Annotated in this window: 16 protein-coding genes and 1 pseudogene; 7 read left to right on the forward strand and 10 right to left on the reverse strand. The window is 45.2% G+C overall.

The window, feature by feature from the left end; translation table 11 throughout:
- Nucleotides 1-4: 4 nt before the first annotated feature.
- The 7 genes from AVO41_RS01100 to AVO41_RS10580 all read right to left on the reverse strand — a co-directional run bounded on the left by AVO41_RS01100 (nt 5) and on the right by AVO41_RS10580 (nt 6,754).
- On the reverse strand, nt 5-412 hold the full coding sequence (locus AVO41_RS01100) for a biopolymer transporter ExbD (RefSeq protein ID WP_201022817.1): 408 nt from the start codon (nt 410-412) through the stop codon (nt 5-7).
- Nucleotides 413-421: 9 nt separating this feature from the next.
- Entirely contained in the window at nt 422-1,063 is a 642-nt protein-coding gene (locus tag AVO41_RS01105; protein ID WP_201022818.1) for a MotA/TolQ/ExbB proton channel family protein, read from the reverse strand.
- Nucleotides 1,064-1,075: 12 nt separating this feature from the next.
- Entirely contained in the window at nt 1,076-2,413 is a 1,338-nt protein-coding gene (locus tag AVO41_RS01110) for a MotA/TolQ/ExbB proton channel family protein (RefSeq protein ID WP_068581346.1), read from the reverse strand.
- A gap of 10 nt (nt 2,414-2,423) precedes the next feature.
- Entirely contained in the window at nt 2,424-3,176 is a 753-nt protein-coding gene (locus tag AVO41_RS01115) for a DUF3450 family protein (RefSeq protein WP_068581349.1), read from the reverse strand.
- A gap of 425 nt (nt 3,177-3,601) precedes the next feature.
- A complete protein-coding gene (locus AVO41_RS01120) occupies nt 3,602-4,813 on the reverse strand; it encodes a trypsin-like serine protease (RefSeq protein ID WP_068581352.1) in 1,212 nt (403 codons plus the stop codon).
- Nucleotides 4,814-5,263: 450 nt separating this feature from the next.
- Nucleotides 5,264-6,088 (reverse strand): hypothetical protein, encoded by an 825-nt coding sequence (locus tag AVO41_RS10730; RefSeq protein ID WP_160326765.1) that lies wholly within the window; start codon nt 6,086-6,088, stop codon nt 5,264-5,266.
- A 276-nt stretch (nt 6,089-6,364) separates the two neighbouring features.
- Nucleotides 6,365-6,754: a DUF6447 family protein gene (locus AVO41_RS10580; RefSeq protein WP_082676395.1), complete on the reverse strand. Its 390-nt coding sequence runs from the start codon at nt 6,752-6,754 to the stop codon at nt 6,365-6,367.
- Between the two features lie 392 nt (nt 6,755-7,146).
- Here AVO41_RS10580 and AVO41_RS01135 point away from each other — a divergent pair, with 392 nt between their 5' ends.
- The 3 genes from AVO41_RS01135 (at nt 7,147) to AVO41_RS01145 (ending at nt 11,777) form a co-directional block, all read left to right on the forward strand.
- A complete protein-coding gene (locus AVO41_RS01135; protein WP_160326766.1) occupies nt 7,147-8,481 on the forward strand; it encodes a TolC family protein in 1,335 nt (444 codons plus the stop codon).
- Between the two features lie 48 nt (nt 8,482-8,529).
- The gene (locus AVO41_RS01140; RefSeq protein ID WP_068581359.1) at nt 8,530-10,236 is read left to right on the forward strand and encodes a type I secretion system permease/ATPase; all 1,707 of its coding nucleotides are present in this window, start codon (nt 8,530-8,532) and stop codon (nt 10,234-10,236) included.
- Nucleotides 10,237-10,325: 89 nt separating this feature from the next.
- A complete protein-coding gene (locus AVO41_RS01145) occupies nt 10,326-11,777 on the forward strand; it encodes an HlyD family type I secretion periplasmic adaptor subunit (RefSeq protein WP_068581362.1) in 1,452 nt (483 codons plus the stop codon).
- Nucleotides 11,778-12,231: 454 nt separating this feature from the next.
- Here the strand turns inward: AVO41_RS01145 and AVO41_RS01150 are convergent, their stop codons facing one another.
- Nucleotides 12,232-13,440, reverse strand: a complete 1,209-nt coding sequence (locus AVO41_RS01150; protein ID WP_068581363.1) for a type II toxin-antitoxin system HipA family toxin — start codon at nt 13,438-13,440, stop codon at nt 12,232-12,234.
- The gene (locus AVO41_RS01155; protein ID WP_068581365.1) at nt 13,440-13,730 is read right to left on the reverse strand and encodes a helix-turn-helix domain-containing protein; all 291 of its coding nucleotides are present in this window, start codon (nt 13,728-13,730) and stop codon (nt 13,440-13,442) included. The genes AVO41_RS01150 and AVO41_RS01155 overlap by 1 nt, the downstream gene beginning before the upstream one ends.
- Nucleotides 13,731-14,343: 613 nt before the next feature.
- Here AVO41_RS01155 and AVO41_RS10685 point away from each other — a divergent pair.
- From AVO41_RS10685 to AVO41_RS01175, 4 genes and pseudogenes are all read left to right on the forward strand, one after another.
- Complete coding sequence (locus AVO41_RS10685; RefSeq protein WP_153003448.1) at nt 14,344-14,952, forward strand: hypothetical protein; 609 nt, start codon at nt 14,344-14,346, stop codon at nt 14,950-14,952.
- A 101-nt stretch (nt 14,953-15,053) separates the two neighbouring features.
- Nucleotides 15,054-16,235 (forward strand): annotated as a pseudogene (locus AVO41_RS01165) (IS256 family transposase).
- Between the two features lie 460 nt (nt 16,236-16,695).
- Nucleotides 16,696-17,925 (forward strand): Fic family protein, encoded by a 1,230-nt coding sequence (locus tag AVO41_RS01170; RefSeq protein ID WP_160326768.1) that lies wholly within the window; start codon nt 16,696-16,698, stop codon nt 17,923-17,925.
- A 129-nt stretch (nt 17,926-18,054) separates the two neighbouring features.
- Complete coding sequence (locus AVO41_RS01175; protein WP_068581375.1) at nt 18,055-18,825, forward strand: metallophosphoesterase; 771 nt, start codon at nt 18,055-18,057, stop codon at nt 18,823-18,825.
- A 110-nt stretch (nt 18,826-18,935) separates the two neighbouring features.
- On the opposite strand, the gene mobF is transcribed toward AVO41_RS01175, so the two are convergent.
- Complete coding sequence (gene mobF / locus AVO41_RS01180; protein WP_068581377.1) at nt 18,936-22,031, reverse strand: MobF family relaxase; 3,096 nt, start codon at nt 22,029-22,031, stop codon at nt 18,936-18,938.
- Between the last annotated feature and the right edge of the window lie 234 nt (nt 22,032-22,265).

A 22,265-nucleotide genomic window follows, 5' to 3' on the forward strand; every position in this document is an offset into this window, starting at 1 on the left:
ACTGCTATCCCCCCTCGGCTTCAGTGACTACGCCCACGTCTTCTGCCCCTGCCAAACGGCACTGGTCGACGACCTCAATCAGTTTTCGAGAAGGGACACTCTCATCGGTCACGACCAAAACTGTTGAATCGGTTGATGTTCTGAGCATGTCGCGCAGTTTTGACTGAATCATCCAGACGCGAATCGGCTTTTCATCTAAATAAGTGTCGCCTGATTGATCAATATAGACTCTCAATGCCTGAGTAGAGGAAGGCGTGCTAGATGAAGCCTTGGGTCGATTGATTTCAAGGTCCATGTCTTTGACAAAAGTTGCGCTGACCATGAAAAAAATCAACAGGATAAACACCATGTCAATCAGTGGTGAAATATCGATATTATTGTCTTCCTGGGTACGTTTGCGATAACGAATCATCTGAAGTCCTTATGACTGACTTTGACGCAGTTGCGCTTGAGTGTATTGGTTGATGAGTTCAGGGTTGCTGCTGAGAATATCGACGACTTGCTCGAGCTCTTGTTCAATGAGCAGCTGACGCCGATTAATAACACTGTGAATGAGCAATCCGGGAATGGAAATACTTAAGCCAAACTGAGTGGTGATAAGTGCCTGTGAAATCCCGGCCGCAATACCTCCATCCTGACTCATAAATGTCATGCTTTGAAGGGAGTCAAACGTTTCAATCATCCCTGCCACTGTCCCTAGCAATCCAAGCAGGGGGGCGATGATGATAAGCACAGTTATGGCGCGCTTATAGCGGTTCATCTCGAGCCTGTAATCCCAAAATGCGACATCCAGATTAGCCCTGATGGCGTTTGGATGGTTTTTCGCCATCTCAAGGCCAAGCGCGATCGCATCTCCAATAATCGAGCGGCTTGGGCGGCCCCGATTTTCGATGGCATTGTCAATTAACTGCCTTGGGTTGTGGGTGTTTTTTTTGACAATGGAGAATCGGTAAGTCAGGGCATACCACAGGAATAAGGTAATTGCCAGAAGTGGGGGCATGACATACCCCCCCATATCCATGAATGACACAAACTCCTCAATGATGGTGGATGGATTCCACATGTTGCTGCCCTCTTATCGGCCTTGCGTGTTTTGATACTGGTTTACAATATGCAATGCTGATTTCTCAAGGGTATCTTTTATCTTATTTGACCAAGATCCCAGAATGGTGCCGACAACCAAAACAGGTATGGCGACAATCAACCCAAGCTCCGTTGTGACCAGGGCAATGGAGATGCCGCCTGATAAGAGTTTAGGATCCCCGGTGCCAAATTCAGTGATGACATCAAAGGTTTCAATCATCCCTGTTACTGTGCCGAGCAGACCCAGCAGTGGGGAAATGGCTGCGATGACCATAATCAGAGAATGGAAGCGATCAAGCGCTGTGTGCTCATGTAAAATCGCCTCAGATATGGCGTCTTCCACATGCTCACGGTCTCGCTTTATGTTGTTAAGTGTTGAGGTAAGCACTCGCTTGACTGACCCGTTGCACCCTTCGGCCAATGTCTTCGCATCCTCCAGCTTGCCAGCTTGAATATTATTGGAGATTTCAGAGACAGTCTCCGAACTGACCTTGCCTAAGTTAAACAGGAACATGCCGCGGAAAATGGCCAATAGTGTTGCAATCACACCCAGCGTAACGATGATCCAAGCGATGATGCCACCACTGTCAATGGTGGTGTAAATGTCCTTTTCTTCAACGACTTGGACTTCTTTAGTGGGGGAGTCGAAGATAAACAGTTCGAGTGTTTCAGGCATTTGGCCACTTGCCAAATCTTTAATGTTTGATGGTGCTTTAGCCTCTTTCCAAAGCATGAACTCACCACCGCCAGCTGGAGCAAGCGGACCGATAATGCTGTCAGTCAGACCAAAGCGTGCAATGCCCCCCAGGTGAACAATCTCACCAGAAACTTGAGTGCCATCTTGTAAGTAGAAGCTGCCCTCAGCTGAAGTGATGCTTGCATTTTTATTAAGCAAGGCAAGGCTTTCTTGAATGACTTGTTCGATGGAGTCTGCCTTGTCACTTCCATCTGGGTGCAGGGTCGCGTTTGCTTGGTCCAATGTGGCCTCAAAAACCGTTTGGCTTGATTCCTTCGCCAACGCCTCTTTATCAATGGTCACAATTTTTTCGTTTAAGTGCTCGATCTCCATTTCGGCCTCAAAGGCCGATTGTTGGTATTGCTCTAGCTCCTCTTTCAGGTCTCTTTTGGCTTTTTTGTTTTCAGCCTGTAGCGTTTTCAGGCGGTTTTCGAGAGCCTTTTTTTCTTTTTGTAGGAACGTATATTCTTTGTAGAAAGCCTTCTCTAGCTCGTGTTCTTCCTGAGCATGAGCCATACTCCCCAAGAAGACAAAAGCAAAAAAGCTTGTCACGGTAATAAAGCGACTCAATAGATTAACGTTGGAACGGTGCATGAAAATTTCCTCAGTTCTGGCTCAATGGGAGAGTGAATAGTCCGGTTCTAACTTGCTTGTTGAGTGACTCAAACAGGTTTTCTATTTGTTCACTTTGATTGTCGTTTTCTACAAGGACGAATCGGTTGTCTTTGAGTTGCCCGTATTGGCCTTCAGGTGTTTCAAAATAAATATTCATCATGCCAAGACGCGCTACATCAACGAGCTTTTTATGTTGTTGCCCTTCAATAAGGATGGATTGTTGATAAAGACCATTCTCTTCAGTGAGTCGAATTTCGTCTTCGACCAGTGCCCAAAGTTTGTTAAAACCACGCTGCGTTGAAATTAATTCTTCATTGACTTGAGATTTCACCTCTTTGATGTCAGCTAAACGTTGCGCACGCTTGAAAGGAATCGAGTTTTCTACGTAATCAATTACTCGGTCAGCCTGAGCCATGAAGATTGGCTTTAACGCCTCTGAGTTCTGCCCAAGTTTTTGATTTTCTTCTATCTTTTTTTCAAGCTTGGTTTGAAGTTTCAAGATTGCTTTTTCATTGCGCTCAAGTTCGGCTTTTGCATCATTTTTCTGTGACCATAAATAATTCATTTCTTGCTTGTGTTCGTCTTTAGTAAAGTTGATTTCATTGTTCAATTGTTCAACTTGAGCACGAAGTTCAATAAGCTTTTGCGTTAAATTCTCGATTTTTTCCTCTTCAGCATGCGCAGAGAAAGCGGGCAAAACCCCTGCAAAAAAGAGCGCCAGCAAACGTTTTTTTTGAAACATGATTATTCCTGATTCAAATGATTTGAAAGTCATCCATTGTTCATATCGAGAGCGCCACAATTGTTAATCTTTTGTTCCATTACTGTTACAGAGTCATGACAGTTTTAATTTAAGTGACCAAAATGCGATGAATAAGATTTGAATTAGCGCGTGGTGATGACAGGAAATTATGAGGCTTTCTAAACGGTTAGTACATGAAGCCAGGCGCTCACGATGAAGGCCTGCTTTCTGAGCTTCAAATAACTGCCGCCAGTTGAGGCTTTGCGTTATGACTTTGCCATTGATTGAAGCCAGTTATGTTTCTTAGGAAGTGCTAACAGGGTGGTTTGGGCGTTCTTAATGGCGCTTGTTAATTTGCATCTCGTTTTCAGCGCAAAGAGTGCTAATTTGTTTTCAAGGAAAAAAGTGGTGAGATAGCTTGATGGCTATGCAATCAGAGTGTCGTAGTCATATATAGTTCGAGAAGCCGAAAGGGTGTCTGAGCCACCAGCAAATTCTCCTCCTACAGGGTTACTGATTTCAAGCGAAAACGTCTCTGGATTTTCGATTATAGAGTCACCAAGTATTTCAATAGGAATAACGGCAAAGTCTGTGTCGGGGTAAAGTACCAAACGTCCCTGGACGGGTAAATAATCTTCACCGGCTCTCGCTGTGCCATCAATGGTCTGATAGTCCACGCTGATCCAATGTTCATCATTGCGCACGCCATGAAATTCCACTAAAAAATAGTTAATGATGGTTTCTCCCCAGGCTGGTTCGTTGATATTAGTTTCTATCTTTTCTGGTGTCTGAGGTGGTTTTTGGTAGTGTTGCCGGATGGTTTGATCAATCCAACTTTGATGCTCGCTATAGGCTGTCTTTTGCCAATAACCTTGTTCTCCAAAAGAGCTGTTGTCATAAACATCAACATCTGGTGCAGATTGATATGATTCAAGGCTGGACGTATAGCTGGCAATACCGGCTATTTGCCCGTTGATGAATGCGGGACCACCGCTGTCTCCGGGTGTCATCAACCCTTCAAATTGCCCCACACCGAGATCGTCTATGCCTAAAAATTGTCCAAGTGCATCCTGTGAGCGCTGTCCGTTATCGAAATCAGCTACCAAAATTGAGTCAGGTTGTGGCCGCCAGGCCAGGAGTTCTCCCAGCTCATTTTTTAATACGCCAGCATCTGTATCGAAACGGTTCTGAGCGATCAGCTTTTTATCAAAAAATACATTGGTACTTGTCCCATCAATACCGGTTCCAGGCGTGCCATAACCACTAAATGTAAAGATTTTTCCAATGGCATCATCTTGTCGGTATAGGTCGTAACGCTTGGCAAACGCTGGCGCCTGTTCAGTAAGGTGGACAATTGCCAAATCCTGATTGTCATTGATGAAGTCGTAATTGGGGTGTTTTGTGATCTTTGAAGCGTCTCTTTGAGTTCGTGTGCCGTTGCTCTGCTCAAATGTTACGCTCACTTCTGTCGAATTACCAAAAATGTGAGCAGCCGTAAGAATGGAACGTCCATCATAAAGCAAAGCTCCAGTTCCTCGGTAACCTGTGTCAGTGGAGATTTCAACAACGCCTGTTGTGAAAGGGTAGTTGTTAGCGTCGTATAGATCATTGTTAAAGGTCTTAGTGGTAGCGACCATTAAAGCGTCCTTTTCGAATTTTTATCAATAGTAACACTTTATTGAAAAATTAAAGATGACAGCTCAGTGATAACGGGGTAAACCCCTTCAAAAGCATAGAAAAAGCCTTCTGCGTCAGCGTTGTCGTGACAGTGACCTCTTTGGTTTATACATGCTTTTAAATTGTGGAATCTGAGGAGGGGCTCAATCATGATTGGTATATTAGCTTCCTTGGTCTGAATGAACCGTCACTTTTCCCTAGGGATTACGTCTCCTATCTGTGCCATCAGCAGCGGATCAAGCATTGGGTATTTCGTAAATATGTAGGGTTTTATTATTTCAAAAATATTTTGAGCAACCAATCATATAGGGCGACATGCTTCTAGTGGGAAGAGTCTTAGAAGTGAAATGAAATGGGCTTAGGTAGCAAAAAAAACATCGGCCCCCAAAAAAGGGGCCAAAGATTTTGGGTTAAATACCATCCAGTGAATTTGAAGAAGTGTCGTCGTTTTGAACTCCGACAATCTCTATTTCTTCTGAAGTAGATTCAGTTTTTTCTAGGCCATTTTCTTGCCAAAAACTAGAAATTGTCTCTTCAGTGATCCCTTCGAACATATCATCATCGTCCAAGATGTCGGCCAGCATCGAATCAGATAGACCGTTTTCACGACTGGCTTCGAAAATGGTCGCGGGGGAGCCAAGGTTTTGAGCAATGAAACTGATGATGTTACCAGGTGATAGCCCAATGTCGCTGAGGAAGTTTGCAGTATCTTCATCAAGGTTAAGCGGGGAATTGATGAAGCCATTTACAGGTCCGTTGCCAGGCTGTCCATCAGCGAGATTCTCGGAATCATCATCTGAATCGTCGTCGTCCTCGGAATCATCATCTGAATCGTCGTCGTCCTCGGAATCATCATCTGAATCGTCGTCGTCCTCGGAATCATCATCTGAATTGTCGTCGTCTTCGGAATCATCATCTGAATCGTCGTCGTCCTCGAAATCATCATCTGAGTCATCGTCGTCCCCAGAATCATCATCCAGTTCTGAGCTGTTAAAACCGTTGGTTTCCCAAAAGTTCTCAACCTGTTCCGTAGTCACGTTCTCCAAAGCTTGAGCAAGAAGCGCATTGGTTAGCGTGAGCGACATGGCGTAATCAAAGATTGATTCTGGTTTATCCAGGTTGCTCATAATGAAGTCTCGGATGACTTGGCCTGGAGGGATTTCTGGGGCAGCATTATTTGAAGCATTCTGACTAGCGGCATTTGCTTGGAAAGGCAGTTGTATGTTTTGTTTCATGAGAAGCTTCTCCTTCGTCATAGATGAAGTCATTTGCGGCATAAGATGGCATGACCATGAAAACACCGCGTATGATTTCAGAAGTGCTTAATTATTTGATTTTCATCATATCATAAAAGGTTGAATAGAAGGAAAGTTGGATAAAGGTAGAGTCAATATAGCTATTATTAAATGGGCATGAAAGATTTCAGCGAGTAGGTCGAGAAAGGTGCAGTCGAGCTTGAAAAAACATAAGCTCCCCATCTCTCTGAGGAGTGGGGGCATTTTAAAGGCAGGTCAATCTGGTAAATTTTCACGTACAGATCGGCTGTATGCGCTTCTTGCTGTCTTGGCAATGGCTAATTCTGCTTCATACTGTTCCAGAAACTGGTCACAGCGTTGTATAGAGCCTGCTTGATTTTTGGCTTCTTCAGAGAAGTCATCGATTGAATAACTCGCTCCGTCAATAACCAACACGTTTTCTTGAGAACTAGTGGGTTTTGGAAGGATTTTTGACAATGCAGCACCGTAGACAGTCCGTGCTGTTTTGGTTGATGCAATGTCTGCTTCCAGCGTTTGAATCTTTTGGTTCATGACGTTCATTGAATTGAGTGAATCAAGTGTCTGTTGTGAAAGGTCAGATTGCTTATATTTTTTGCCGTCGATGGTGATGGTTCTGTCAGCCATTCGTACTCCAACATTAAATTACTTAATTATGATAGATGCTCTTTGACCCTGAGTTATAACTGAGCCTAAATGAGAGACGACGACCATAACAGTTAAATGTTTCAAGCATGTGTCATGCGCTTCATTTTTTGAAACGGACTTAGCCGACAGGTTTTTATGCCGCCCCTTCTCATTCATCAGCAGAATGCCATTTATGATTCGTTCAGCCCTTTGCAATCGGCTAAAACTCTTCTGTTAAGTGACTGAAGAGTAAAGTATGTTATTATCTGCCGTTAATTTTGCCAAAGCACCGCGGTGCCTCTCAGGTCTGGCTATAAATGCAGACTAAACCTTAGAAATAAATGAGTTCGATTTTCATGTTAGTAAGATCAACAATGCAAAAGAGATATCAGATGCGGCAAATTGGACTATGTTTGCTGGCCGCTTTTGGTGTCACAATGAGCTCGTCGTCAAATTTGTGGGCTGAATCAATTGATTTGACGCAAGCCTACCAGTTAGCTTTGGAGCAAAACAAATCACTGCAAGCACATCAGGCAAACTTGGCAGCCGAGTCTGAAAAAGTGCAACAGGCTTGGTCGCAGGTGCTGCCAAATGTCTCTGCTTATCTTCGTCGCGGTAAAGCGGAATATACGACAAGTTTTGTAGAAGATGAGCCGGCTGATTTTACTCGCTCTGGCATCTCCCTGGTTCAGCCACTTTTCTCCATGAAACGTTTTGAAGGTATTAGCGCTGCCAAAGCAGGTTATCTACGTTTTGTCAAAGACTTCGATTTGAAACGTTTCCAGACCGGCCTTGAAACTTTGCATGCGTATATAGATGCCGCTAAAGCTGAAAAATTATTGGCATTGAGTCGAGCGGAGATCGAGGATCATAAAGTTCGGATGAAGCGTGTGGAAGCTATGCTTGAGCGTGGTCTGGCAACGGAGGTAGACCGTCTAGAAACACAATCAAAGTACGATGAACTTAAAGCTCAAGAAATTGCTGATACCAACACTCATAAAGTGATGCTCAAAAGGCTTGAGCAGTATGTCGGTCAGCGTCATTTAAGCATTGTGCCCATTAATGATGAATTGTGGCGGATGTCTAAAACGATTTTGGCGCACAAAGGTTGGGTTGAGCGCATAGAAAAGACCTCTTTGCAGGTACAGGTCGCCCAATCTGCCCTGAGAGAGTCCCAAGAAAACAAGGAACTGAGTCAGGCAGAATATTGGCCAGAAATCAATGCAAGGGTTGAATATCGCAAAACCGACTCCTATGAAACAGGGATGGAGAATGAGTCCCGCGCGGTCATCGAAATGTCCATTCCTCTTTATGAAGGTGGGCGAACGAATTCAGCTGTTCGTCAGGCTCAGAATCAAATAGATAGAGATTCATTTTTTCTGTCAGATGAACGGCACAAAGTATCCGTTCAAGCTGAGGAGGCTTTGTCAAAGATTCGTGGGTCTTATGAGAACATCCAGGCTTATCGCCGCTCGGTTGAATCAGCTAATGCATACCTAAGCGCTGCAGAAAGGGGACTTTCGTACGGCTTAAGGAGCGTGTATGAAGTTCTGGAAGCTAAATCTCGGCTTTATAATATCGAAAAAAAGCTGGTCGCTGAGCAGCATGAAAATTTAAAAGCACAGTTAGAGCTTTTATTTTTAACAGGGCATTTCGCACCCGGTGATATTGCTGAATTGATCCAGCGCCAGCAGCTCCCCAAAGGCATCTTTGACGCGGCCTCTTAGCACTTTTGCCTGCAACGCTTCATAGTTTATCGAGTTATAGAGAGAAATATGCAAACCAAAAATGACGACCTGACTGAAATTCAAAGGGCCTTACAGCAAGTAAAACGTTCTTTCATAAATGTGGGCGTATTCAGCTTTTTTATCAACATTTTGATGTTGGTGCCCCCTATCTATATGCTCCAAATTTATGACCGAGTGTTGACCAGTCGCAGTGAAGAAACCTTGCTGATGTTAACCCTGATTGTGGTCTGGTTATTCATTACTATGGGGTTGCTTGAATTTGTCCGTTCTCGGATGTTAATCCGTATTGGTAATAAACTCGACAACTCTTTGAACGAAGATCTGTTCTCTTCCATGTTTAAACGGTCGGTGAATGAACCTGGGCAGGTGAATGCTCAGCCGTTAAACGACATGACCTCACTTCGTCAGTTTATGACGGGTAATGGTCTGTTTGCTTTTTTTGACTCTCCTTGGTTGCCAATATACATCCTGATATTGTTTTTATTTCATCCCTATTTTGGCTTTTTCGGTATTTTTGCAGCTATTGTGTTGTTCACCTTGGCGTATCTGAATGAACGCACGTCCAAAAAATTATTGGAAGAGGCTAACCAAGAAAACATGCAGTCAACAAACTATGCCAGTGCCAGCGTAAAAAATGCAGAAGTGGTCGCTGCGATGGGCATGGAAGACAATCTGAAAAATAAATGGTTTGAAAAGCATTTGAGCTTTTTGAGTAAACAAAGTCAGGCCAGTGACCGAGCCAGTATTCTGACAAATCTGTCAAAAAATCTACGCTTGATGTTCCAGTCTCTGATTCTAGGACTAGGGGCTTGGCTTGCCATTTACAATGAAATTACTCCGGGGATGATGATTGCAGGGTCTATTATTCTTGGACGAGCGTTGGCACCGCTCGACTTGTTGATTGGCTCATGGAAGGGTTTTAGTTCAGCACGAACGGCTTACAGACGTCTCAATGAGATGTTTGCGAAATACCCATCGCAAGACGACAGCATGCCCTTGCCTGACCCTGAAGGACGTTTGAGTTGCGAAAATATTATGGTCACGCCCCCAGGCGGGCGGGCACCGGTGGTTCGAGGCGTATCGTTTGAGCTTGAAAAAGGTGAAATGCTCGCCATTATCGGACCGAGTGCAGCTGGCAAATCTTCGATTGTTAGAGCCGTACTTGGTGTTTGGCCATTGCTGGCTGGCAAAGTGCGCTTAGATGGCGCGGACATCCACAGTTGGGATAAGCTTCATTTGGGACGTCATGTCGGTTATTTGCCTCAAGACATTGAGCTGTTTGCTGGAACCATTGCAGAAAACATTAGCCGTTTTGGTGAGTTGGACCCTGACAGGGTTGTGGCATCTGCCAAAATGGCCGGTGTGCATGAGCTGATACTGCGGCTGCCTCAAGGGTACGACACAGAATTAGCCAGCGGTACCAGTGGCTTGTCAGGTGGGCAGCGTCAGCGGATTGGTCTGGCGCGTGCATTGTATGGCAAGCCAAAACTAGTCGTTCTTGACGAGCCAAATTCAAACCTGGATGACCAGGGTGAGCAGGCATTGGCCGATGCCCTGAAAGCGCTTAAAGAGCAAGGGGTTACGGTGGTGATTATTTCCCACAAAAAGCCCATTTTAAAATTGGTTGATAAATTATTGCTCGTGGTTGACGGGCAGCCGAAAGCCTTTGGTGCTCGAGATGAGGTTTTGACAGCGTTACAAAACGGTCAATTATCCTTGAGCAACCAAAGGTAAGGACGTAGCGCTAAAACGTATCAGAGCATCAATTCTTTTTCATCACAGAGCAAGGCCTCCTTTAAGGGGGCACAATCAATGGACACACGATGACACAAAAGACAAACGACCTTAAAGAAAATGTGGACTTAAGCACTGAGACTCGCCGTGAAGTGCCTGATGTGTATGAGGGAGAGGCTCAATCACGCCCGCAAAGTCATGATTACGACAGTTTAAGCGTAAAACAACAGCCCGACCTTCCGGGGGTTAAAACGAATGACCATACCTATTATCGTTTTGGTTGGTTGGTAGTCTTTTTAGTCTTTTTTGTTTTTGGAACCTGGGCCTCTTTTGCTCCTCTTAATAGTTCTGCTGTGGCACCCGGCGAAGTTCAGGTCGAAGACAGCAACCGAACAGTTGAGCATTACGAGGGCGGTATAGTTTCTGAAATCTTGATTGAAGAGGGTGAAATTGTTGAAAAAGGGCAATTGTTGCTGCGCCTTTCGCCTACGCAAGCAGCCTCTGAACTTAATACAGTTCAGTCCCAATTGAACAGTATTCTAGCCCTTGAGGCACGCTTAATTGCAGAACGAAATGGTGACTCGACAATTACCTTCCCTCACTCTTTGAAAAAACAAGCCAGCAATAACAACGACGTGCAAGATTTGATTGAGGGTCAGAAAGCGTTGTTTGAAGCCAGGCGCAAAGGCTTAAATCAAGAGCTTAAGATTTACGGACAACAGATATCAGCACTTGATGAGCAAATTTCAGGTTTGCGGGATCAAGTGAGCAGTTTAAATGACCGAATATCTTCCTATGAAGAGGAGGTAGCCGACTGGCAGGCCCTCTATGAAGAGCGGTTTGCTGATAAGGTCCGTTTACAGGAAATGAAACGTGAATTAGCACGTCTTAAAGGCGAGCGCTCGAGTCATCAATCAGAAATGGCCCGTTTGAAAGTAAAAATTGCTGAAACAGAATCTCAAAGAGTTTTGCGTCAGCAGCAATTTTTGCAAGAGGCAGTTGCTGAACTGAAAGATGTTCAAACCCGAAAATTTGAGCTGCAAGCGCGTAAAACGGCGTTACTTGATCGATTGAAACGGGTAGAAATTCGCTCCCCGGCCAGCGGCAAGGTTAATGGGTTGAAAGTACATACCATCGGATCGGTGGTGCGTTCTGGTGACCCACTGATGGAAATTGTGCCAAAAACCCAGAAGTTTATTGTCATGGCCAGAGTCAAGCCTCAGGACATTGATAAAGTTCGTGTCGGTTTGAAAGCCGATGTCATGTTCAGTGCGTTCAATACACAAACAACGCATGTTATCACCGGTGAAGTCACAAAATTATCTGCAGACAGTTTTGTAGATGAACAAAGTGGCGAGAAATATTTTGAAGCTCGAGTTCGTATTACGCCCGAGGGGGTTAAGCGTATGGAGGAAGATGGCATTTTCATGTTACCTGGTATGCCGGCAGAAACAATGATCAAAACGGGGGAGCGAACATTCTTTGGCTACCTGATTAAGCCCGTTTCAGACATGTTTAAGCGAGCGTTTAACGAAGATTAAATTTTTACTGACAAGACAATGAAGGCTCACGCTGGTTAACGGAACCAACGTTAGACTGTTAAAAATGGCGACTTTTTTACTTCATGGCTTCTTATGGCCGCTTTGCTGGTCGGTTTTACCAACCGGACGGCCAAACAATCCCGGCTTGTCTGATGCGCTGCTAAGTCCATGCTTGGAAACAGTTAAGATATCGCAATTTTGCTAGGGTTGCTTTGCGGTGCTTTCAGATGCTTGAATAGCGATTTTCGAATCGTTTTGATTTATTCAGGCGGATAAAAAAGTTTAGTGCATCATCACCCGAGCCGACTAAAAAATTCTCGCTTGTATCCTCCTCCATTCATCGTTTCTGCCCATTAAAATCCCGATTGCCTCTGCAATGTTTTGAACCTGATTGTTCGCGGAACAGTTCAATGGATCAGTTCTGACAGTGATGCTGGTAAATGGGGAGGCCCCCTTAAGAAGGGGGCGACCTGTGCAGTGGATCAAAGTCATTCAAAATGGCCCAGGAAATGGATTGGATGACGTCGTCATCAATGCCGTGCTGTGAAAAAACGGTCTTCCATTTCTTCGAAATGGTCGCTTTCATATGATCAAAAATGTCTTTGGCGTCTCTTTGGGTGAGTGAAAACTTGTCGTGCTCTGATAGCAGGTTCTCTTCCGTCGGTGCGGCACCAAACTTCCCGGCCCTGATAGCCAAGTCTTTGCGATGACCTTCGCCGGCGACCACATCAAAAGCAGGGCTCAAACGCCACTGGCCATCCACCCAAAGAACACCGTGGTTCAAATAGTGATCGTCATGGTTGCTGACCATGGCGTTGAACAGCATCCGCTTGAAAATTTCGTGTGAGTCTTTGCCTCCATTGATGCGTTGTAGGGCCAATGCAAAATCGCCATAAGAAACATCGGCGCAATGGTCTGCCGCCAATAAAGCTTTCATGCTTAAAAAGGGCCGTTTGTACTGGCCAACGTAATCAAAACGTTTGGTCAGAAAAATGCCTTGAGCCGGGCGCACCTTGACCATCATGGACTCTGCCGTTTGAATGCCCACCTCCTTCGCAAGTGCAAGGGTACCGTGTTCAATTTGTGCTTTGTTCTCATAATCCTGAATGGTCGGCAGTTTGGCCAAATAGGGCTGATTGTTTTTGATCACGCTTAGTTTTGGGCGAGCACCACCCTGGCTGGCTCCCTGCTTGAAAAGTGCTGAAAAAGCCGGTGGGAATTGTTTGCGTCGTTCAAATTCTTCCTTGGCATCCAGAATGTCTTCCCACTGAAAAGGGGGCAAAATACGTGAATCGGCCAGAACTGGGAAGGTCATTTCCTTGCTGAAGACAAGTTGGCCAATCCGGTCCTGCTGATTTTCCAATAACTGTTCAAAGGGCGTTAGTTTTCGATTGGCTTGAGCGTTTAAAACAACCTTGCCCCAAGCTCCGGGTAACGCATCACCAAAAACGCTTAAAATCCCCGTAAAACCCTCTTCTAGGCTAGTGAATTTTGCAAAAAACGTTTTCTCAACCAGCGGAAGGTGAACTGGGTTTAAAGCCAAGGCCGTATCGTTATCAAGGTAGCTTTTGGCGTACTTGAACTCGTATCCATCTAAACGTTTTTCAAGCCTGCCCAGCAGCTTGGTATCTGATCCGAACACATACAGCTTTTGTAGTCCCATCAGAATTCTCCTTTCTCATCCGCTTGATTTTTATTGCTGCGGATTCTTTTCGGCAAAGAACCAAATGCCAGACTTCTGGCCAAAGTATCGTTTTCGGGTGATAGCGCCTGGCAAAGGACCTCATCCAGTCCCAGTGCCCAAATGATTTTCATCAGGTTTTCGCTGTTCACGGATTGGCCGGATTCAATTTTACCAATGGTCTGGCGAGTCACTCCGGCGCGTTCGGCCAGTTCAGACTGTTTCAAGCGCCTTGCCAAACGAGCCTGCTCCAGGTGAAGACCGATGGACATAAGAATCTTTGCGTCAGGCTGCATGAACTGAGTTATCCAAGTTAACAAAAACTAACATAAAAGATTTATAGGGTAATTAAGTATAACACAAGGTGTGTTAAGTCCAGACGAAACAAGCTGCACATGAAAAGAATCTTGACGTTAAATGCCTGTACGAGCGTTTGCTTGCTTCGCGCTGCTTAAGGGGTCAACGTTGGCTGTTCAAAGAACATAACGGTTCAATTGATATGAGAAAAAAGTCATAGTCATTCGATGAAAAAATTATTAGAAAGGCGCTGTTAACTTGTTGATTAAATTGCATTTACCCTATTTTTGGTTCTTTTGAAGAAAAGCGAGATAAACCTTTTAAATTCAACCAGATAAGTGATTTGGCTTTATTGCATTTCCATTCTCAAGTATTTGATGGTGAAAGAATCACTGTTTCGGGTGATGCTTGTTCAGTGGTTTGATCAAGCCTCAGTGTATAAAAAAGTAAGCATAAAAACTTATTAAAGTAGCTAACCTATATCAATAGATATATAAATAAAAGAAATATTAAAATTTAGTTTACAACCATGGTAAATGAGTGTACTTTTATTTTTGCAGTTACGAATTTTTAATTTTAATGGAGGTAATGATGTCTTATCCAAAAATGAATAATCCAAAAACTGGTAAGCCTTTTGAAAGGGGCAATAAATGTCCTTTTAACACTCGGTATTCAAATTATGGTGATGCTGGATCAAATACAGATCTTTATTTTAACCAGTATTGTTGCTCTAGACCTGATAAGTATTTTCGAAATTATGCCTATATGCATTTTTGTGAAGCGGCTGTTCTTGAGCGGAAAAAAGAAGGTAACCGTCTTACAATGCAAAAACGTTCAACCTCAATGAGCGTCTCGCAAATGCTAGGGCACAAAGTAAAAAATTTCTACCGAAATAAAAAAAGAATTGACCGACCATATTGCTCTGAAAAAGAGCTTGTAAAGGCGCTTGAAGAAGATTGGTACCGTCTACCTTCAGTTGCGCAACATTCAAACGTAAAATTATGTCCGGTTCTTTCGATCAAAATGTTTATGAAATCGGACAATGTGCCTCAAGACCATTACGCATCCATCCATCGACTCAACAATGCTTTGGGTTATACCCCCGACAATGTGGTATGGATTTCCTACCGAGCCAATCGATTAATCAGTGATGGAAGTTATGAGGAGTTTGAAAAAATATGCCAGTATTTGAAGTAGCATTATGATAACCAAAGTAAACTCAAACCTTTAAAACAAAAGGTAGTGTTTAGAAACCTGTGTCATTCCGTTAATATCTTCACAACGTTCGGGAATGACACATGGCAGAAAAGTTTGATTTTGATCAGGCCTTGGATCAACTTCGTTCAGGCCAAAACCTTACCGGACAAGACGGTGTTCTTACCCCTCTGATTAAACAGCTCACCGAGGCCGCTCTCAATGCGGAACTGGATGCGCATCTCAAAGACGCTGACAAACCCAACCGCAAAAACGGCAGAACCCGTAAGACGGTCAAAAGCGCCGCTGGAGCCTTTGAGCTAAATACCCCTCGAGATCGTGACGGTTCGTTTGAACCTAAACTGGTAAAAAAGAACTAGACCAAGCTCAGTGATGAAATCGATCAGAAAGTGCTCAGCCAGTTTGCACAGGGCAACAGCTACCGGGACATACGAGGCCATATCAAAGACCTCCCGGTATTGAGCTGTCAGAGGCTGCCATTACCGCCGTTACCGACCAATTGATCCCAGAGCTGAAGGCTTGGCAGAACCGCACGTTGGAGTCGGTCTATCCGTTTGTCTGGCTCGATGCTGTGCATTACAAGGTGAAAGAAGACGGACGTTACATCACCAAGGTCGTCTACACCGTGCTTGGCCTCAACGTTGAAGGTCACAAGGAATTACTGGGCCTCTATCTTTCCGAAAGCGAAGGCGCCAATTACTGGCTGTCCGTGCTGAATGACTTGCACAACCGAGGCGTAGAAGACATCCTGGCCGCCAGTGTGGATGGACTCAAGGGCTTTGTCGAAGCCATCAATACCATCTACTCCAAAACCGAAGTGCAATAATGCATCATCCATCAGATTCGCAACAGTGACCGTTATATCGCCTAAAAACACCAGAAAGAGTTCATGCGGGACCTCAAGCCTGTTTAGCGTGCGGCTAACAAGTCAGCGGCAGAAACGGCGCTGGATGATCTCGATGCCAAATGGGGTAAGCAGTACCCGCTGGTGTTCGATTCCTGGCGGCGCAAATGGGAGCGCCTGAGCGCTACATCCGGCGGATCATGTATACCATCAATGCGGTGGAAGCGGTTCATCGTCAATTCCGAAAGCTGACCAAGACCAAGGGTGGTTTTCCAATGAGAACAGTTTGCTCAAGCTGCTTTACGCTGGCATACTCAACGCATCGAAGAAATGGACCAAGCCTATCCCGAATTGGAACTTGGCCTTATCGCAACTGGCGATTCACTTCGAGGGCAGGTTGGACCATGTTCTAGACCTATGATTTTATGCTGCTGACACAGAATTCTGAACGCCCTCAAACAAAATATTAAAGAATCACTCGACCTGGTGCGCCAGGCCAAAATCGCCACGGCCTATGACTTTCCAATGATTTTGGTATAATCATTTTTCATAAAAAGTGTGATTTAATAATCTTTTTTCATGACTTGTAAGGGTTTTTCATGAAATTAAGGCTTCCGACTACCGATTTGTTTTTGGCGGGCTATAGCGCCCTGGTTGAGCGATACGATTTGAATCTGCCTTTGCCGGATCGTTTATTTGCCATCGGCACAACGCATCGCAAAAAAACACTTGGCAATTGGGAGATATTAACACCTCGCCATCATCCCGGTGAAAGCGATTTTGGCCATTTGACCTTTGCCTTCAAATACGAAGGCTTGCACTTATGGGTGCTCAAAGCTTTATTTCAAAAGATGGACCCGGGTGATATAGAGCGGCTTGTGTTGAAAGAGCCGACCAGCATCTATGCCCGAAAGATTTGGTTTTTGTATGAATGGTTATTGGGCACACGGCTTCATTTAGCCGATGCCGAGCAGGGCAATTACACGCCGATTGTGAACACCAAGTTGCAATATGCGGGACCAATAACCAAAGTCAAACGTCAACGGGTTGATAACAACCTTCCGGGAAATGTTAATTTTTGTCCGCTGGTGCGCCGCACCGAAAAGCTCGAAACCTTTGTTGCAAAGAACTTAAGCGAAATCGCGGCGCAAAAAATGGGGGCATGTCATCCGGATGTTTTAAGTCGTGCCGCGGCTTTTTTGTTGTTGGCCGACTCCAAAGCATCTTACATGATTGAGGGCGAGCAGCCTTCGCCGAATCGCATCCAGCGTTGGGGACGTGTCATCGCACAAGCGGGCCAAGCCCCTTTAACATTGGAAGAACTCGAACGTTTGCAGGATGAAGTCATCGCTGACTATCGATTTGTGATGCCGGGTTTTCGGCTTGAAGGTGGCTTTGTCGGGCATCATGATCGAGTCACAGGTCTGCCATTGCCAGAACACATCTCCGCTAAGGCGCAAGATCTGGGCGGATTAATGCAAGGCTTTCTGCAGGCCTATCAACAGCTCATTCACAGCGACTATCCACCAGTTTTGTTGGCCGCCGCTTTGGGGTTCGGTTTTGTGTTTATTCATCCGTTTGAAGACGGTAACGGCCGATTGCATCGTTATTTATTGCATCATTTTTTGGCGGCCAGTGGGTTTGTAAAGCCGGGCGTTGTTTTTCCTGTCTCAGCGGTGATTCTTGAACGGATAACGCAATACAAAGCCGTGCTGGAAGCCTTCTCAAAACCTAGGTTGGCGCATATTGAGTGGAAACCTACGCTCAAAAATAATATTGAAGTCACCAATGACACAATGGATTTGTATCGCTATTTTGATGCCACTCAACAAGCCGAATTTTTGTATGAATGTGTTGAACAGACTATCCAAGTTAGTCTCCCGCAGGAAGTGGATTATCTAACTCGATATGATCGTTTTGTCACCCAGCTTAAAGCCATGCTTGAGTTACCGGATGTGCGGTTAAATCTATTGCTTAAATTCTTACAACAAAACGCAGGTCGTTTGTCAAAGCGCGCATTGGAAAAAGAATTTTCCAAATTGACGTTCGAAGAAGTTGAGCAGATCGAACGGCTGTATGCATCTGTGTTTCAGCGGTATAGCAGTCATTGACTGTATTCCTTTCTTCTTGCGAGGAGCGAAGCGACTTGACGGGTTCCAATCAGATTTTACGGACGCACATCCGAAAAGAGGCATTATGTGCCCGTAAGGTGGTGTGGTTGGCATAAAAGAGCTATTACGATGATCTCAATCTTTCCACAAAATCCAAACGGCCGTGATTTTGTCACCGGTGACCTGCATGGCAATCTGGACGGCCTGTTATTGGCGATGGAAAAAGTTGCCTTTGACCAAAGCAAAGACCGGCTGTTTGCGTTGGGTGATTTGATCGATGGGGCAGAGCAGTCGCGCGCTTTGATTGAAAAGTTGGAAAACGACTGGTTCTTTTCGGTGCGTGGCAATCATGAGCAAATGCTGCTGGACCGGTTTGATGCACTGATTTATAAACCACCCAGTATGCCGCAATTGCAGACTCAGGAAGAAGCTTGTCAATCTCATCGAAAAAACGGTGGCGCTTGGTTTGATGCCTTAGATGAGGATCTGCAAACACAGCTCTATCAGAAACTATCAAAACTTCCTCTTGCCATCGAGATCGAGTATGGCGCCCATCGAGTTGGTCTGGTGCATGCAGAAGTCCCGGAGCAGTTTTCCAGTTGGTATGAGTTTATCTTGGCTGTCAAAGAGAGGCCTGATGTTCGAGAACAGTCTCTGTGGAACCGGCTTGCCATTGAAAGCGTTTATCATGTGGCTGAGGATCGCTTTTGGGAAAGCGAATTTACAGATGCACCGCGCTGGGTGGCAGGCATTGATCTACTCGTACATGGGCACACGCCGGTACCGGCACCGGTTGTTTGCGGCAATCAGGTTTGGATTGACATTGCCTACGCTCAAGACAGTATCCGTTTTTTTGAGATAAGCGAATTGTTGAAATACAAAGCGTTCAACCAACAGTGAACACCTCCCAGTTATCGTAGGGACGTCTAATTTTTAGAGGTCCCAGGAGGGCAAAAGGGGGCAAATTTAACCCCTTGTTGATCCCTGCTGACATGGCTTTTGACTGGTCGCTACCTACCCAAAGTCTTTGCAAGCCAGCGAGTAACGCGGGGCAATGGTTTAGTTTGCTGAGGTGTTTCGTCCGTGTTTCTGGCTGGTTTGCTGCTATGTTTTGATTGGTGCTGTTTGTTTTTCTTAGGGGTCGGCCTGGTTTTGGTCATAGTTGGAGGGAGCGAAAGCTTTTGTTCCAGTGGTTGCCCTAGCATTCGATTGCAGGCATGGCGAATTAAAGTCTCCACGTCTTTTTTATTTCTGGAATCAAGCAGACTTTGCTGTCGCAATTGTTTTTCTAAGCCAGCAATAAACGGCGGCAAATAGTGCTTTATTAATCTGTCTTTGCGCGGATTTTGATTTTTTTGAGCAGTGGATGCAGAGTGGGTCAGACTTGCGTTGACTGAGGCCGAGGTTTTGTAAAACCACTTACGCCAGGCTTTTTCCAGTCTTTCTTGGTTGTCTGTGAGCACCCTGATGGTTTGGGCCTGCTTTAAAGCCTTTTGCGTCGTCTTGGCGGTGGAAAGTGTCGCACGTTCCGCCACAATCAGTGCATGCGCCACCTCAGTGTGTTCGAGAAAGTCCATGGCATCGGTTTCTGATAGACAGTAGCCTGTTTGCAGTATGAGGGGCTCTCTAGTGTCAATCGTGTGCCCAGATGACAATTGTAAGTCTGACCCTTTCATGCTAATAATTTCCCCGTGCACGGGCTTTTTAAGTGGGGCGCTGACTGTTCCTTTAAACAACACCTTCTGGTTGAGACTAAAGGTTTGTTGTCTTGACTTAAAAAACTGTAAATTTTTCAGTTGACTGGTCGAGAGTTTGTGGCCATTACTGAGAACGATTTTCTTGGATTTTGGGTCGATCGAATTGATCTTCAAAAGAGGCCGGTGTTTGCCGCTATTTGACCTGACCCACAAGCCAGGGCTGAAGTGGGGTAAATCCTGTTTGGCCGAAATAGTCAATTTTAATGGAGACAGAGTTTGTATTGTGGCGTACGTGGAGCGAGCTTGGTTGTGATTTGTTGATTGCGCTGCTAAGGTTTGATTTATTACCTGTCTGGTATCAGAGCGTCCACAGATCAGTAGAGCTTTTTCCCGCTCAGGGTCATTCAGCGACCAATAGTTGGATAAGGTCTGCTCGACCAACCTTGAGCGCGTTTTAAAGTTTTCAAGGCGTGTTTTGCACGCGAAAGCTTGCTCAACGCATTCAATGGTGAACTGCTTTAGGCCATCAAGCACTTTGTGTTCGATCCCTTTGTCAAGATTTTGCAGGATGGCCTTGTGGGCTGGGTTTTTGGTTGAGGGGCGTTTTGTCGGCTCATTGAGGTGAGTGTGCTCGATTCCTTGATGGATCAGCAGCTTTGAGGGGGAGTCTGTTTTAGACAGCTCTTTCAATTTTTGAGGGTTGCCGACCAGCAACAGTCGGTCGCCTGGATTTAAGCGGTCAAACAGCCCCTTTATTTGTGAAAAGCGCAAGGTCTCTGCCTGATGGCAGACGACCAGCTTTAATGCAGAAGGCGATTGATGCTCGAGTAATTCCCGTGTCAAATGCTTAGACATTGCAGTTCCCTTCAAAAGAAAGTCATCAAGGGTTTGGACGGTTGTGTCAGGCCATGCGTCAAGCAATGTTTTAAGCTTTGAATCAACGGTGGATAAATGGATGAGTTCAAACCCATGACTTTCAAATGGTTGGCTTAAAACTTCAAGAGCGGCCAAGGTTTCAGAGCCCTGGTCATCAAGCAGTACGCTGACCTGGTCGGTACTGGCCAATACCTGATGAATCGCTTGGCGCTGGCGGTCCGTTAATGTCATGTCTGTTAGGGCTTCATTGCAGTTGATCGCCATTTCAATTTCTTCATTTGAGCAAAGACGTTGCCCATTTCTTTGCGTCAACAGCATAAAACCAGCCACTTCTCCCTGAAGGCGAACTTGGTTTTTACTGGTGTATCTTTCGCTTGGCAAGCGTATGATTCGTGAGTCCTCTTCAATCGCTTTGCCAGCCTGTTGAAGTGATAACTTTCCTGCTGAGCAGTAAAGAAGCGTCTCAAATAATTTTGCATGAGAATAGGCGTCTTTTTGGGGTGAAAGCGTCTTTAAAGCTTTTCCAACGGCGGTTTTTTGCACTTCTTTGATTTGTGTACTTTGGTCTATGGATTTTGCTTCTTTTTGTCGGCGTTTGGCCTCAAAGACCAGTTGATCAATGGGCACATCATGGGCGCTCATCAAGTGGTACCAGAATTCAGGTAAGTCGTCACTTTGCTCGTTGGTTTTGTGTTGGCGTGTGGCTTGGACGGCCAGTGCTTTGTCATAAGAGGAGGCGGTGTGACGTGATTTGTTCATTTTTGCCAGGGCCTCTTCAATCTGTCGGCTTCGGGCACTGAAAAGATGGATGTTCTCCGGTGTGATGCCAGAAATCTCAAACCCGTCTTTTGTGCTGTACGTCTCATACCCGAGTTTGTGCACTTCATAGCGAAGGGTGCTCTTGTAAACTTGACTTAGTAAATGCTGCTTTTCCTGGTGAGTACCAAAATCCAGCTCCAAGCTTTGCCAGAGTCCCCGAGAGTTTTTGGCCAGGTTGGCAATCAGGCAATGGGAATGAAGTTGGGGGCTGATGAAGGCCGTGATTTGTCCATTTTCAAGTTCCATATCGACGGGGCGACTGTCATGGTGGGTGAACACGGCTGCGATTAAGTAGGGGGCTTTTTCTTTTTGCTCCCCGTTGATGCGCCGACGGGCATACATCATATTTTTTTCTAGGATGCCCATAGCGACCCGAATTGCCTGGGTGTGGCTTTTCATCAAGCGCGGGTCGCCGTTTTTGCACAAGGTCAGTATGGAAACCGATTTGGGCGCGCTGAAGGTGATGTCTTTGCCATAACGAGTATTGGCTTGATTGCGACGATTAAAACATTGCTTGTCTTCGGCTCTCAAGACCCACAAAAGGTCTTTGTTGCTGACGTCACCGGTTAAGCCTAGTTCTTGGGCGCCTTTTCCGAGCCAGAACGCATTTGCAGACTGGTTGTTGGCAAAGTCGCCCGATTTTCCATGCTTTTCGTTTCTTAGGTAGTCAACAATTCGTTGTGGATTGCGGGTTAAATTTTGCGTAGACATCATGATGTGATCTCCTTTTTATGATGGCTTTTAAAAATATTTAAAGGTCAATAAAAACAGCGTCTTGAGATTGACTTTTCTTTAGTTTTAGCAAAAAACGTTTGCAAATACAGTACTTGGTTTAAAAAGGCATTTTTCTAAAAAATGGGGCGGTGTCAGTTGCCGTTTGGAAAGGGGCTTTCGGCGACGATGAGCAAAAGGCAACCATGAGCTTGGGATGCATCGGGTGAAAAAATT

The sequence above is a fragment of the Thiomicrospira sp. WB1 genome (assembly GCF_001507535.1).
In the GTDB taxonomy this organism is placed as follows: domain Bacteria; phylum Pseudomonadota; class Gammaproteobacteria; order Thiomicrospirales; family Thiomicrospiraceae; genus Hydrogenovibrio.

Coding starts and splice junctions, on each gene's coding strand:
- AVO41_RS01110 (WP_068581346.1), bottom strand. CDS start 2,413: ATGCACCGTTCCAACGTTAATCTATTGAGTCGCTTTATTACCGTGACA.
- AVO41_RS01115 (WP_068581349.1), bottom strand. CDS start 3,176: ATGTTTCAAAAAAAACGTTTGCTGGCGCTCTTTTTTGCAGGGGTTTTG.
- AVO41_RS01150 (WP_068581363.1), bottom strand. CDS start 13,440: ATGGGACTACAAAAGCTGTATGTGTTCGGATCAGATACCAAGCTGCTG.
- AVO41_RS10730 (WP_160326765.1), bottom strand. CDS start 6,088: ATGAAACAAAACATACAACTGCCTTTCCAAGCAAATGCCGCTAGTCAG.
- AVO41_RS01100 (WP_201022817.1), bottom strand. CDS start 412: ATGATTCGTTATCGCAAACGTACCCAGGAAGACAATAATATCGATATT.
- AVO41_RS01140 (WP_068581359.1), top strand. CDS start 8,530: ATGCAAACCAAAAATGACGACCTGACTGAAATTCAAAGGGCCTTACAG.
- AVO41_RS10580 (WP_082676395.1), bottom strand. CDS start 6,754: ATGGCTGACAGAACCATCACCATCGACGGCAAAAAATATAAGCAATCT.
- mobF (WP_068581377.1), bottom strand. CDS start 22,031: ATGATGTCTACGCAAAATTTAACCCGCAATCCACAACGAATTGTTGAC.
- AVO41_RS01175 (WP_068581375.1), top strand. CDS start 18,055: ATGATCTCAATCTTTCCACAAAATCCAAACGGCCGTGATTTTGTCACC.
- AVO41_RS01105 (WP_201022818.1), bottom strand. CDS start 1,063: ATGTGGAATCCATCCACCATCATTGAGGAGTTTGTGTCATTCATGGAT.
- AVO41_RS01120 (WP_068581352.1), bottom strand. CDS start 4,813: ATGGTCGCTACCACTAAGACCTTTAACAATGATCTATACGACGCTAAC.
- AVO41_RS01155 (WP_068581365.1), bottom strand. CDS start 13,730: ATGTCCATCGGTCTTCACCTGGAGCAGGCTCGTTTGGCAAGGCGCTTG.
- AVO41_RS10685 (WP_153003448.1), top strand. CDS start 14,344: ATGATGTCTTATCCAAAAATGAATAATCCAAAAACTGGTAAGCCTTTT.
- AVO41_RS01135 (WP_160326766.1), top strand. CDS start 7,147: ATGCGGCAAATTGGACTATGTTTGCTGGCCGCTTTTGGTGTCACAATG.
- AVO41_RS01145 (WP_068581362.1), top strand. CDS start 10,326: ATGACACAAAAGACAAACGACCTTAAAGAAAATGTGGACTTAAGCACT.